The organism is Streptomyces sp. LZ34, assembly GCF_053890475.1.
In genome coordinates this window covers 5,679,943-5,692,445 of record NZ_CM132680.1, presented here as the reverse complement: position 1 = coordinate 5,692,445, position 12,503 = coordinate 5,679,943, and the positions used below count along the sequence as shown (strand labels likewise).

The window sequence follows — 12,503 nt, the reverse complement described above, 5'->3', positions numbered from 1 at the left end:
GGCCCTGTGCGGCCGTCGCAGCGCCCTGTGCGGCCCCCAGCGGCCCTGAGCCGGGCCGGGAGGCCCTAAGCCTGCGCCGGGTGCCCCAGGAGCATCGTCGGGGCGCCGCTCACCCGGGTGAGGAAGACCGTGCAGGAATTCACCCCTTCGAGGCGGAGCTTCTTCCGCAGCTCCTCGGGCTCGACGGCCGAGCCCCGCTTCTTCACCGTCAGGACGCCGACCTTGCGCTCGCGCAGCAGCGCCTTGAGCTTCTTGAGGTTGAAGGGCAGCACATCCGTGATCTCGTACGCGGTGGCGTAGGGCGTCGGGCGCAGATCGTCCGCCGTGACGTAGGCGATCGTCGGGTCGATGAGGCGGCCGCCGATCCGGGCGGCGACGTCCGCGACCAGGTGCGCGCGGATCACCGCGCCGTCCGGCTCGTACAGCCAGCGGCCCACCAGTCCCGGCTCGGGGTCCGGCAGCAGCCGGGTGCCGAGGAGGGAGTGGCGGTCGGGGAGCAGCGTGGCGCGGCGCATGCCCGGGCGGGTGGTGCCGAACCACAGCAGGGCCTCCTTCACATCGCCGTGGTCCGAGATCCACTCGGCCTCGGCGTCCGCGGGGACCGCGTCGTGCGGGATGCCCGGGGCGACCTTGAGGGCGGCGTGCGGGGCGGTGCGGGCGGCCCGGACGGCCCAGGACAGCGGCGGGGAGTACGCCTCGGGGTCGAAGACGCGGCCGCGGCCGCCGCGCCGGGCGGGGTCCACGAAGATCGCGTCGTACGGGGAGGTGTCGATCTCGGCGACGTCCGCGTGGCGCACCTCGATGAGGTCGGCGAGGCCCAGGATCTCGGCGTTGGCCCGGACCACCGCGCAGGTCAGCGGGTCCCGGTCGACGGCCAGGACGGGGATGCCCGCGCGGGCCAGCGCGACCGCGTCGCCGCCGATGCCGCAGCACAGGTCGGCCACTCGGCGCACACCGAGCTCGACGAGGCGGTCGGCCCGGTAGGCGGCGACGGAGGCGCGGGTGGCCTGTTCCACGCCGTTCGGCGTGAAGTACATGCGGTGGGCGTCGTCGGCGCCGAACTTCGCGGCCGCGCGCTGCCTCAGCCGCGCCTGGGTGAGGGCCGCCGAGACCAGCTCAGCGGGGTGGTCGCGGCGCAGCCGGGTCGCCGTGGCGAGCTCCCGCACCGGGTCGTAGTCCTGGAGCTCGCGGAGCAGCACCTGCCCTTCGTCGCGGAGCAGTGAGTCGAAGGCGTCAACGTCCACGTCGCCCATTCTCCTCGCTCCAGCGAGCGCGTTCGCGCCACCCGGCCGAAGATCGCTTATGTGATGATGATCAAGACTGGCCTTTCGAGGTGTCTCGTGTTGGTCGCGGCCGCGGCTCTGCTCGCGGGCTGCTCGGACATGGACGGAGCCGGTGCCGGGACGGCTGCGCGGGTGGACAAGGGCTCGGGCAGCGCCGCCGCATCGTCTGCGCCGTCGTTCATGTCGTCTTCCGGGGCCGGGGCCGGGGCCCATGCCCCGGGCGCGCACCACGGCTCGCCCCAGGCGCCGGGGCCGGGATCGGGTTCCGCGTCCGGTCCGGGTGCGGCCTCCGGCCTGCCCTCGCCCCCCGCCCCGGCTCCGGACGGCTACCGCCGCTGGGGGCTCGACGGGCCGCTGGAGACGGCGCCGCCGCCCTCGGCCAAACCGGCCCTCGTGCCGCCGGCGGCGGGCGCGCCCGCCGGGCCGCCGATCATCGACCATGTGCCGACCGACGACCCGGTCGTCTTCGTGACCATCGACGACGGCGCCGAGAAGGACCCGGCCTTTTTGCAGCAGGCCCATGACCTGGGGCTGCCGTTCACCGGCTTCCTGACGGACGACGTGGTGGCCGGCGGCTACGGCTACTTCGAGCAGCTGCGCCGGCTCGGCAACGGGATGCAGAACCACACGCTCACCCATGTGAGGCTGCCCGGTCTGGAGTACGAGCGACAGGTCCACGAGATCTGCGGCCAGCAGGAGATCCTCACCCGGCAGTTCGGCGCCCAGCCGTATCTCTTCCGCCCGCCGTACGGGGCGCTGGATGACGACACCGTGCGCGCGGCGGCGGCCTGCGGGGTGCGGGCGCTCGTGATGTGGTCGGCTGAGATGAAGGCCGGCGGGCTGGAGTACGCGTCCGGCGACCGGCTGCACTCCGGCGACATCGTGCTGGCCCACTTCCGCGGCCCCGCCCAGCAGGAGGGGCGGACGATGACCGATGTGATGACCTCGCTGCTGCGGGAGATCCAGGCGCAGGGCTTCGCCGTGGCCCGGCTGGAGGACTACCTCTGAGGGGCGCCGGCCGGTGCGGTTCGCCGGGCCGACGGGGCGCCGCGGCACCCTGTCGCTTGGCACTCTGGTTGACTGAGTGCTAACCGCGTCATAATGTCGTGGCTGGCACTCGGCATCGTGGAGTGCCAAACACAGCGACGGGCAGGTCCGGCACCCGCGACGACGGATCCACCTGGTCGCCACCTCAGACAGTTAACCCCGTGAGATCTCCGAAGGGGGAGGTCGGATCGTGACGACCGCCAGCTCCAAGGTTGCCATCAAGCCGCTCGAGGACCGCATTGTGGTCCAGCCGCTCGACGCCGAGCAGACCACGGCCTCTGGCCTGGTTATTCCGGACACTGCCAAGGAGAAGCCCCAGGAGGGCGTCGTCCTGGCCGTGGGCCCGGGCCGCTTCGAAGACGGCAACCGTCTCCCGCTCGACGTCTCCGTCGGCGACGTCGTGCTCTACAGCAAGTACGGCGGTACCGAGGTGAAGTACAACGGCGAGGAGTACCTCGTCCTCTCGGCTCGCGACGTTCTCGCGATCATCGAGAAGTAAGTCACCGAAGTTTGCCTGTGAGCCGCGCCCCGGTCCCCCTGTCCATACCGGGGTCGGGGCGCGGTTCGTTTGAGAGGACATACGCAACCCATGGCGAAGATCCTGAAGTTTGACGAGGACGCCCGTCGCGCCCTTGAGCGTGGCGTCAACAAGCTTGCCGACACCGTCAAGGTGACGATCGGCCCCAAGGGCCGCAACGTCGTCATCGACAAGAAGTTCGGCGCTCCGACCATCACCAACGACGGTGTCACCATCGCTCGTGAGGTCGAGGTCGAGGACCCGTACGAGAACCTGGGCGCCCAGCTCGTCAAGGAGGTGGCGACCAAGACCAACGACATCGCGGGTGACGGCACCACCACCGCCACCGTGCTGGCCCAGGCCCTGGTCCGCGAGGGCCTGCGGAACGTGGCCGCCGGCGCCTCCCCGGCCGCCCTGAAGAAGGGCATCGACGCGGCCGTCAAGGCCGTCTCCGACGAGCTGCTGGCCACCGCCCGCCCGATCGACTCCAAGAGCGACATCGCCGCCGTGGCCGCGCTGTCCGCTCAGGACAAGCAGGTCGGCGAGCTCATCGCCGAGGCGATGGACAAGGTCGGCAAGGACGGTGTGATCACCGTCGAGGAGTCCAACACCTTCGGTCTGGAGCTGGACTTCACCGAGGGTATGGCCTTCGACAAGGGCTACCTGTCTCCGTACATGGTCACCGACCAGGAGCGGATGGAGGCCGTCCTCGAGGACCCGTACATCCTGATCCACCAGGGCAAGATCTCCTCGATCCAGGACCTGCTGCCGCTGCTGGAGAAGATCATCCAGGGTGGCAACAAGCCGCTGCTGATCATCGCCGAGGACGTGGAGGGCGAGGCCCTGTCCACCCTCGTCGTCAACAAGATCCGCGGCACCTTCAACGCCGTCGCGGTGAAGGCCCCCGGCTTCGGCGACCGCCGCAAGGCGATGCTCGGCGACATGGCCGCGCTCACCGGCGCCACCGTGGTCGCCGAGGAGGTCGGCCTCAAGCTCGACCAGGTCGGCCTGGACGTGCTGGGCACCGCCCGCCGCGTGACCGTCACCAAGGACGACACCACCCTCGTCGACGGCGGCGGCAACTCCGAGGACGTGGTCGGCCGGATCAACCAGATCAAGGCCGAGATCGAGGCCACGGACTCCGACTGGGACCGCGAGAAGCTCCAGGAGCGGCTCGCCAAGCTGGCCGGCGGCGTGTGCGTGATCCGCGTCGGCGCCGCCACCGAGGTGGAGCTGAAGGAGAAGAAGCACCGTCTGGAGGACGCCATCTCCGCGACCCGCGCCGCGGTCGAGGAGGGCATCGTCTCCGGTGGTGGCTCCGCGCTCGTCCACGCCGTCAAGGTGCTGGAGGACAACCTCGGCAAGGACGGCGACGAGGCCACCGGTGTCGCGGTCGTCCGCCGCGCCGCGGTCGAGCCGCTGCGCTGGATCGCCGAGAACGCGGGCCTTGAGGGCTACGTCATCACCTCCAAGGTGGCCGAGCTCGAGAAGGGCCACGGCTACAACGCGGCGACCGACGAGTACGGCGACCTGGTGAAGGCCGGCGTCATCGACCCGGTCAAGGTCACCCGCTCCGCCCTGGAGAACGCGGCGTCCATCGCCTCCCTGCTGCTCACCACCGAGACGCTGGTGGTCGAGAAGCCGGCCGAGGACGAGGCGGAGGCCGCGGGCCACAGCCACGGTCACTCGCACTGACGCGCCCACCGCGCACTCACGTCAGGCGCGGTCACCCCCTCGCGGGGGTGACCGCGCCTCACGCGTTCCAGGGGCCTTCCGGGGCGGCGGGGCGGCCCTCCGGGGCGGCGGCCGGGGCCCGGGGGGTCAGCGTCCCTTGGGCTGCCCCTTGGCGTTTCCCTTGGGGGGCCGCCCCACGTTCGACGAGACGACAGAGACCGCCGCCCGCGGCGCCAGCTTCGCCAGCCCCGTCATGGCCTTGTACCGCGGATCGGGGATCGACAGCGCCTTGCCCCGCGCGAAGTCCTTGAGCGCCGCCGTCACCAGCTTGTCCGCGTCCAGCCACATCCAGCTCGGCACGCTGTCCGGCTTGATCCCGGCCCGCGCGTGGAACTCGGTCCGTACGAACCCGGGGCACAGCGCCATCAGCCGCACCCCCGAGCTCGCCAGGTCCTTCGCCGCGCCCTGCGTGAACTGCACGACCCAGGCCTTGCTGGCCCCGTATGTGCCGCGCGGAAAGAACGCCGCGATCGAGGCGACGTTGATCACCCCGCCGCGCCCCCGGGCCCGCATGGTCTCGGACGCGGCGGTGGTGAGCCGCAGGACGGCCTCGCAGTGCACCTTCATCATCCGCAGCTCGTCGGCCAGGGACACCTCGAGATAGCGGCCCTTGTTGCCGAAGCCGGCGTTGTTGACGAGCAGATCGATCGGGTGCTTGCGGTCGCCGAGGCGCGCCTCGACCGCCGCGATGCCGTCATCCTCGGCCAGGTCGGCCCGCAGCACGTCCGCCTCCACCCCGTGGCGGTCATGGAGGTCGGCGGCCTGTTCGCGCAGCCGCTTCTCGTCCCGCGCCACCAGCACCAGATTGTGGCCGTCCGCCGCGAGCCGGCTCGCGAAGGCGGCGCCGATGCCCGCCGTGGTTCCCGTAATCAACGCAGTCGTCATACGCGCACGTTAGCGGCCACGGCGGGGGTCGGAGCGCACTCGTCCGGATCAGTTCTCCGGCGGGATGGAAAGTGTTCCGATATACGAGAGCGCGGTCTCCCGCGCCTCGGGGCGGAGCGCGTCGCCCGCCGCGAGCACCCGCGGCAGCAGGGCGCGTTCGGTCGTGGTGGCACGGAAGAGGAGGCCCACGGTCACTTCGTGGTCGGGCCGGTGCACGATCTCGACCGGGTCCCCGGCGCGGATCTCGCCCGGTTCGAGAACCCGCAGATAGGCGCCGGGCACGGCGGCCCGGGTGAATCGCTTCACCCAGCGCTCCTCGCCCAGCCAGCCCGCGAAGGTCCGGCACGGGATGCGTGGGGAGGTGACTTCGAGCAGCAACTCGGGGCCGATCCGCCAGCGCTCGCCGATCCGGGCGCCGGTCACGTCGAGGCCGCGGGTGGTGAGGTTCTCGCCGAAGACGCCGTTCGACAGCTCGCGGCCCAGCTCGCGCTCCCAGGCGTCGAGGTCCTCGCGCGCGTAGGCGTACACCGCCTGGTCGTTCCCGCCGTGGTGGCGGAGGTCGCTGACCGTGTCGCCGACGAGTCCGCTCGCGGCCTCGCCCTTGGGGCCCGGGGCCATCACCCGCACCGGCCCGTCGGCCGGGCGCTTGTCGATGCCGGTGCCGCCGGAGGGGGCGTCGGTGTACTCGACCGGCTTCAGACGGCCGAGGTTGACGGTGAGCACGGTCAGCGGGTGCGAGGGCCCGGCCTCGGAGATACGGGTCATGGCGGCACGCTAAAGGGCCGCGATGGCGCGGCTCAAAGGTTCGAAGTTTTGGACGTTCGGATGTTCGGATGTTCGGGCGTTCAAAGCGCCAACGCGATATTCCAGATCGTATCCAAGGATCGCTTATGCTCGAAGCATGATCGAGCCTCGTCATCTGAGGGTGCTGCGCGCCGTGGCCGCCACGGGATCCTTCTCCGCGGCCGCCCGTGAGCTGGGCTGCACCCAGCCCGCCGTCAGCCAGCAGATGAAGGCCCTCGAACAGTCCACGGGCACGCCGCTGCTGATCCGTACGGGCCGGGAGATGCGGCTGACGCAGGCCGGCGAGGCGCTGGTGCGGCACGCGGCGGGGATCCTGGCCGGGCTGACCGCCGCCGAGGAGGAGGTCGCCGCGATCGCCGGGCTGCGGGCCGGCCGGGTGCGGCTGGCGTCCTTCCCCAGCGGCAGCTCGACGCTCGTGCCGACCGCGCTCGCCGAGCTGCGCTCGGCCTACCCGGGGACCCGGGTCTCGCTGGTGGAGGCCGAGCCGCCGCGCTCGGTGGAGATGCTGCGCGCGGGCGACTGCGAGATCGCCGTGGCCTTCCGCTACCCGGAGGTCGAGCCGGCCGTGCCGGGCGCGGAGCCGGCGGCCGACGCGGAGGGGCTGACCACCGCGGCCGAGGGCCAGTGGGGCAAGGACGACCTGGTCGTGCGGCCGCTGCTGAGCGACCGGCTGGTCGGCGTGGTGCCCGAGGCGCACCGGCTGGCGGGGGCCGGGGCGGTGGGCATCGGGGAGCTGGCCGAGGAGCCGTGGATCGCGGGATGCCCGCGCTGCCGCAGGCATCTGGTGGAGGTGTGCGAGGCGGCGGGCTTCACACCCCGGATCGACTTCGCGACGGACGACTATCCGGCGGTGATCGGGCTGGTGGCGGCCGGGCTCGGGGTGGCGGTGCTGCCGGAGCTGGCGCTGGAGTCCGTACGGGCCAAGGGGACCGCGAGGGTGGAGGTGGAGCCGGCCGTGCGGCGGGAGGTCGTCGCGCTCACCCTGCCGGACCTCGCGCGGGTCCCGGCGGTGGCGGCGACGCTGGAGCGGCTGGAGTCGGCGGCGCGAGGCGAACCACGGCCGTGACGGGCGGCTGAACGGGCCCCAGAGGCGTCTGGAGTCATCCAGAGGCGTCCAGGGGGGCGGCCTTCAGCGGCGGCCGCCGGGGCTCACGGTCGGTGCTGATACGTTTCTTCAGTAATGCGGTGATCGCGGGCGCGATCAGGCGCCGGGGGCTCCGGCGCCCGAGGTGGCGACGGCCCGGTGGCGTGCCCGCCCCATGAGCTCCTCGCGCTCGTCCTCGGTCAGCCCGCCCCACACGCCGTACGGCTCACGAACCGCCAGCGCGTGCGCCGCGCACTCCGCGCGTACGGGGCATCGCATGCACACCTCTTTGGCTGACATCTCGCGTGCGCTGCGGGCAGCGCCGCGCTCGCCCTCCGGGTGGAAGAAGAGCGAGCTGTCGACCCCGCGACACGCGGCCAGCAGCTGCCAGTCCCACAGGTCGGCGTTCGGACCGGGAAGACGGGAGAAATCTGCCATTGCCTTATCTCCTCGAAGCGATCTGGTGCGGACGCTGCGTCCTGGGTCGTACACCTACTGTGTAAGTAGATGTAAATATGACTCATTGCGAATCTAGCCACAGAGACCGGCAAATTGGAAGCAAGGTCGCCAAATGCCATCGAAGAGGGCGGAAGTCGGGGTAAGGCGCGGCGGGCGCGATGAAGCAGCTCTGTGTCCGTTCCCTCACGTAGAGTGTCGAAGGTGGCCGCCGGACCCCGTAACTCTTTCGGGTGACCGTCGTTGAGAGTGCGGAGGCGGTTGATGGGTAAAGCTCTCGGACGGATGTCCGAGGCTGTCAATCGCACAGGTGACGATATGTACCAGCCTGGAGGCTCAAGGTGACGCGCATCAGCTGCGGAGGGCGGTCATGACATCCGTCCTCGTCTGCGACGACTCCCCGCTTGCCCGAGAGGCGCTGCGCCGTGCGGTGGCGACCGTGCCCGGCGTCGAGCGTGTGACGACGGCGGCCAACGGCGAGGAAGTCCTCCGCCGCTGGGGGGCCGACCGTTCGGATCTGATTCTGATGGACGTGCGGATGCCCGGCCTCGGTGGTGTCGAGACCGTGCGGCGGCTGCTCTCGGCCGACCCCGGCGCCCGGATCATCATGCTCACGGTCGCCGAGGACCTGGACGGCGTCGCGCTGGCCGTGGCCGCCGGCGCCCGTGGCTATCTGCACAAGGACGCCTCGCGCGCCGAGCTGCGCGCCACCGTGACCCAGGCGCTGGCCGACCCGACCTGGCGGCTGGCGCCGCGCCGGCTGCGCTCCGCCGAGATGGGCGCGGCGCCCACGCTCACCGCCCGCGAGATCCAGGTGCTGGAGGGCATGAGCCACGGCCGGTCCAATGCGGAGATCGGCCGTGAGCTGTTCCTCTCCGAGGACACCGTCAAGACGCACGCCCGGCGGCTGTTCAAGAAACTCGGCGCCTCGGACCGGGCACACGCGGTGGCGCTCGGCTTCCGCTGGGGTCTGGTCCGATAGGCCCAGCCTCCCGGCCGGGGGCACCTCCCAGCGGTAGCTGGGGCAGAAGCGAGCCCAAAAAAGGGGGCCGACGGTCCCCGCCCGTCGGGTGGCGGGCGGGGCGATGGGCGGCGGCTTATGTTGGTTCGCCGGGCGATGCCGCATCCTTGAAGGTGTGGAGTTCCTCGGGGACATGTCGGTCGGGCGTGAGGGGAGAGCGCAGGACGTGACGACGACAGCCGGCGCACCTGCTCATAACGCTTCAGCGCACAACTACGGACGCGGTGCCGCGGAACCCTCGGCGCCAAGGCACCATGGACGGATGCGCGACGACGAGACCCAGGGGTCCCCGAAGGCCGGCGGCCCCGGGACCCAAGGGGCCATCGGCGCCCTTGTCCGGCGTGCCGCAGAGGGGGACGAGCGGGCCACCCACGATCTGCTCGCCCATGTGCATCCGCTCGCCCTGCGCTATTGCCGCACGCGGCTGTCGCGGCTGCCGGGCGATGCCCGCCATTTCGTGGACGACCTGGCGCAGGAGGTCTGCCTCGCGGTGCTGTGCGCGCTGCCGCGCTACCGCGACACCGGCAGGCCCTTCGAGGCGTTCGTCGTGGCCATCGCCGCGCACAAGGTCGCCGATCTGCAGCGGGCGGCCATGCGCCACCCGGGCAGCACGGCCGTGCCCTCGGACGAGATGCCGGAGCAGCCGGACGACTCGCTCGGCCCCGAGGAGCAGGCGCTGCTCAGCAGCGACGCCGAGTGGGCCAAGAAGCTGCTGGCGAACCTTCCGGAGCACCAGCGCGAGCTGGTGCTGCTGCGGGTCGCGGTCGGGCTGACGGCGGAGGAGACCGGGCAGATGCTCGGGATGTCGCCGGGCGCGGTGCGAGTGGCCCAGCACCGGGCCCTGAGCAGGCTGCGGGCGCTCGCCGAGCAGTAGTTTCCGCAGGCCCCGGGGTTTTCCACAGGGCGGAATGGGACACCTGTCGCGCCCGTTAGCATGGGAGTCCGCGCTGGGGCAAGACCATTGGAAGGGTGTCATGACTGTCAACGTCGACGGAGTGCCTGAGAAATTCGCGATGCTCGGGCTGACGTACGACGATGTGCTGCTGCTGCCGGGCGCCTCCGAGGTGCTGCCGAACGCGGTCGACACCTCGTCCAGGGTCTCGCGGAACGTCCGGGTCAACGTGCCGTTGCTGTCCGCCGCCATGGACAAGGTCACCGAGTCCCGGATGGCCATCGCCATGGCCCGCCAGGGCGGCGCCGGCGTGCTGCATCGCAATCTGTCGATCGAGGACCAGGCCAACCAGGTCGACCTGGTCAAGCGGTCCGAGTCCGGCATGGTGTCGGACCCGATCACGGTCCGGCCGGACGCGACGCTGGCCGAGGCGGACGCCCTGTGCGGAAAGTTCCGGATCAGCGGCGTCCCGGTGACGGACGCGGCGGGCAAGCTGCTCGGCATCGTCACCAACCGTGACATGGCCTTCGAGACGGACCGGGGCCGCCAGGTCCGCGAGGTCATGACCCCGATGCCGCTGGTCACCGGCAAGGTCGGGATCTCCGGCGAGGACGCGATGCAGCTGCTGCGCCGCCACAAGATCGAGAAGCTTCCGCTGGTCGACGACGCGGGCGTGCTCAAGGGCCTGATCACCGTCAAGGACTTCGTGAAGGCCGAGAAGTATCCGCACGCGGCCAAGGACGCCGGCGGGCGGCTGATCGTCGGCGCGGCGGTCGGCGTCGGGGACGAGTCGTACGACCGGGCGCAGGCGCTGGTCGGGGCCGGGGTGGACTTCCTCGTGGTCGACAGCGCCCATGGCCACAGCCGGGGCATCCTCGACATGATCGCCAAGCTGAAGTCCAACATCACGGTCGATGTGGTGGGCGGCAATGTCGCCACCCGGGACGGCGCCCAGGCGCTGATCGACGCCGGTGTGGACGGGGTCAAGGTCGGCGTCGGGCCGGGCTCGATCTGCACCACGCGGGTGGTCGCGGGCATCGGCGTGCCGCAGGTGACGGCGATCTACGAGGCCGCGCAGGCGTGCCACGCGGCCGGGGTGCCGCTGATCGGCGACGGCGGCCTTCAGTACTCGGGCGACATCGCGAAGGCGATCGCGGCGGGCGCGGACACGGTCATGCTGGGCAGCCTGCTGGCCGGGTGCGAGGAGTCGCCGGGCGAGATGGTCTTCATCAACGGCAAGCAGTTCAAGTCCTACCGGGGCATGGGTTCGCTGGGCGCGATGCAGTCGCGCGGCCAGGCCCGCTCGTACTCCAAGGACCGCTACTTCCAGGACAACGTCCTCTCCGAGGACAAGTTGGTGCCCGAGGGCATCGAGGGCCAGGTGCCCTACCGGGGCCCGCTCGCCTCGGTCGCGCACCAGCTCGTGGGCGGCCTGCGAGCGTCGATGGGGTATGTCGGCTCGGCGAATGTGGCGGAGCTCAAGGACAAGGGCCGCTTTGTGCGGATCACGGGGGCCGGGCTCAAGGAGAGCCACCCCCACGACATCCAGATGACGACCGAGGCGCCCAACTACTCCGCTCGTTAGCGCGTACGAAGGGGCAGGGATACTGGGACGGCAGACCTGAAGAGCGAAAGGCACCCACGTGACTGAGATCGAGATCGGGCGCGGCAAGCGCGGCCGCAGGGCGTACGCGTTCGACGACATCGCCGTTGTGCCGAGTCGTCGTACCCGGGACCCGAAGGAGGTCTCGATCGCCTGGCAGATCGACGCTTACCGCTTTGAGCTGCCGTTCCTCGCCGCCCCGATGGACTCGGTGGTCTCGCCCAAGACCGCGATCCGCATCGGCGAGCTGGGCGGTCTCGGGGTGCTCAACCTCGAGGGCCTGTGGACCCGGTACGAGGACCCGGAGCCGCTGCTCGCGGAGATCGCCGAGCTGGACGAGCACACCGCGACCCGGCGTATGCAGGAGATCTACGCCGAGCCGATCAAGGAAGAGCTGATCGGACAGCGCCTGAAGGAGGTGCGCGACTCGGGCGTGGTGACGGCCGCCGCGCTCTCCCCGCAGCGCACCGCGCAGTTCTCCAAGGCCGTCGTGGACGCCGGGGTCGACATCTTCGTGATCCGCGGCACCACGGTCTCGGCCGAGCATGTCTCCGGCGCCGCCGAGCCGCTGAACCTGAAGCAGTTCATCTACGAGCTGGACGTCCCGGTCATCGTGGGCGGCTGTGCCACCTACACCGCCGCGCTGCATCTGATGCGGACGGGCGCGGCCGGTGTGCTGGTCGGGTTCGGCGGCGGCGCCGCGCACACCACGCGCAATGTGCTGGGCATCCAGGTGCCGATGGCGACGGGGGTCGCCGATGTCGCCGCCGCCCGCCGGGACTACATGGACGAGTCCGGCGGCCGGTATGTGCATGTGATCGCCGATGGCGGCGTCGGCTGGAGCGGTGACCTGCCCAAGGCCATCGCCTGCGGTGCGGACGCCGTGATGATCGGCTCGCCGCTGGCGCGGGCCACGGACGCGCCGGGCCGGGGCCACCACTGGGGCATGGAGGCCGTGCACGACGAGGTGCCGCGCGGCAAGCGGATGAACCTGGGCACGGTGGGCACCACGGAGGAGATCCTGCTGGGCCCCTCCCACACCCCCGACGGCTCGATGAACTTCTTCGGCGCGCTGCGCCGGGCGATGGCCACGACGGGCTACTCGGAGCTCAAGGAGTTCCAGCGGGTCGAGGTGACGGTCGCTCCCTCGCAGCACGACAAGCGCTGAGCGCGCAGG

Annotated in this window: 12 protein-coding genes; 8 read left to right on the top strand and 4 right to left on the bottom strand. The window is 71.2% G+C overall.

From position 1 onward, the window contains the following. Nucleotides 1-65 precede the first annotated feature (65 nt). Nucleotides 66-1,253, bottom strand: coding sequence for a class I SAM-dependent methyltransferase (locus ACWY4P_RS22680; protein WP_456212379.1), 1,188 nt, complete (start codon nt 1,251-1,253; stop codon nt 66-68). Nucleotides 1,254-1,340: 87 nt separating this feature from the next. On the opposite strand from ACWY4P_RS22680, the gene ACWY4P_RS22675 reads away from it, so the two are divergent. From ACWY4P_RS22675 to groL, 3 genes are all read left to right on the top strand, one after another. After that, entirely contained in the window at nt 1,341-2,291 is a 951-nt protein-coding gene (locus ACWY4P_RS22675; protein ID WP_456212378.1) for a polysaccharide deacetylase family protein, read from the top strand. Nucleotides 2,292-2,520: 229 nt separating this feature from the next. After that, the gene (groES, locus tag ACWY4P_RS22670; protein ID WP_014178834.1) at nt 2,521-2,829 is read left to right on the top strand and encodes a co-chaperone GroES; all 309 of its coding nucleotides are present in this window, start codon (nt 2,521-2,523) and stop codon (nt 2,827-2,829) included. Nucleotides 2,830-2,919: 90 nt separating this feature from the next. Next, the gene (gene groL / locus ACWY4P_RS22665) at nt 2,920-4,542 is read left to right on the top strand and encodes a chaperonin GroEL (protein ID WP_456212377.1); all 1,623 of its coding nucleotides are present in this window, start codon (nt 2,920-2,922) and stop codon (nt 4,540-4,542) included. Nucleotides 4,543-4,668: 126 nt separating this feature from the next. Here the strand turns inward: groL and ACWY4P_RS22660 are convergent, their stop codons facing one another. Both ACWY4P_RS22660 and ACWY4P_RS22655 read right to left on the bottom strand, forming a co-directional pair. Next, nucleotides 4,669-5,466, bottom strand: a complete 798-nt coding sequence (locus ACWY4P_RS22660; protein ID WP_456212376.1) for an SDR family NAD(P)-dependent oxidoreductase — start codon at nt 5,464-5,466, stop codon at nt 4,669-4,671. 48 nt (nt 5,467-5,514) lie between these two features. Further along, a complete protein-coding gene (locus ACWY4P_RS22655; RefSeq protein ID WP_456212375.1) occupies nt 5,515-6,231 on the bottom strand; it encodes an MOSC domain-containing protein in 717 nt (238 codons plus the stop codon). Between the two features lie 136 nt (nt 6,232-6,367). Here ACWY4P_RS22655 and ACWY4P_RS22650 point away from each other — a divergent pair, with 136 nt between their 5' ends. After that, on the top strand, nt 6,368-7,336 hold the full coding sequence (locus tag ACWY4P_RS22650; RefSeq protein WP_456212374.1) for a LysR family transcriptional regulator: 969 nt from the start codon (nt 6,368-6,370) through the stop codon (nt 7,334-7,336). 135 nt (nt 7,337-7,471) lie between these two features. On the opposite strand, the gene ACWY4P_RS22645 is transcribed toward ACWY4P_RS22650, so the two are convergent. Beyond that, nucleotides 7,472-7,792, bottom strand: a complete 321-nt coding sequence (locus tag ACWY4P_RS22645; protein WP_014178839.1) for a WhiB family transcriptional regulator — start codon at nt 7,790-7,792, stop codon at nt 7,472-7,474. Nucleotides 7,793-8,180: 388 nt separating this feature from the next. Here ACWY4P_RS22645 and ACWY4P_RS22640 point away from each other — a divergent pair, with 388 nt between their 5' ends. From ACWY4P_RS22640 to ACWY4P_RS22625, 4 genes are all read left to right on the top strand, one after another. After that, nucleotides 8,181-8,792 (top strand): response regulator transcription factor, encoded by a 612-nt coding sequence (locus tag ACWY4P_RS22640; protein WP_003948568.1) that lies wholly within the window; start codon nt 8,181-8,183, stop codon nt 8,790-8,792. A 301-nt stretch (nt 8,793-9,093) separates the two neighbouring features. Continuing rightward, entirely contained in the window at nt 9,094-9,705 is a 612-nt protein-coding gene (locus ACWY4P_RS22635) for a sigma-70 family RNA polymerase sigma factor (protein WP_346173333.1), read from the top strand. 100 nt (nt 9,706-9,805) lie between these two features. Continuing rightward, nucleotides 9,806-11,308 carry an IMP dehydrogenase gene (gene guaB, locus ACWY4P_RS22630; RefSeq protein ID WP_456212373.1) on the top strand — a complete coding sequence of 501 codons (1,503 nt, stop codon included), beginning with the start codon at nt 9,806-9,808 and terminating at the stop codon, nt 11,306-11,308. 58 nt (nt 11,309-11,366) lie between these two features. Next, complete coding sequence (locus ACWY4P_RS22625) at nt 11,367-12,494, top strand: GuaB3 family IMP dehydrogenase-related protein (RefSeq protein WP_456212372.1); 1,128 nt, start codon at nt 11,367-11,369, stop codon at nt 12,492-12,494. The last annotated feature ends 9 nt before the right edge of the window (nt 12,495-12,503 follow it).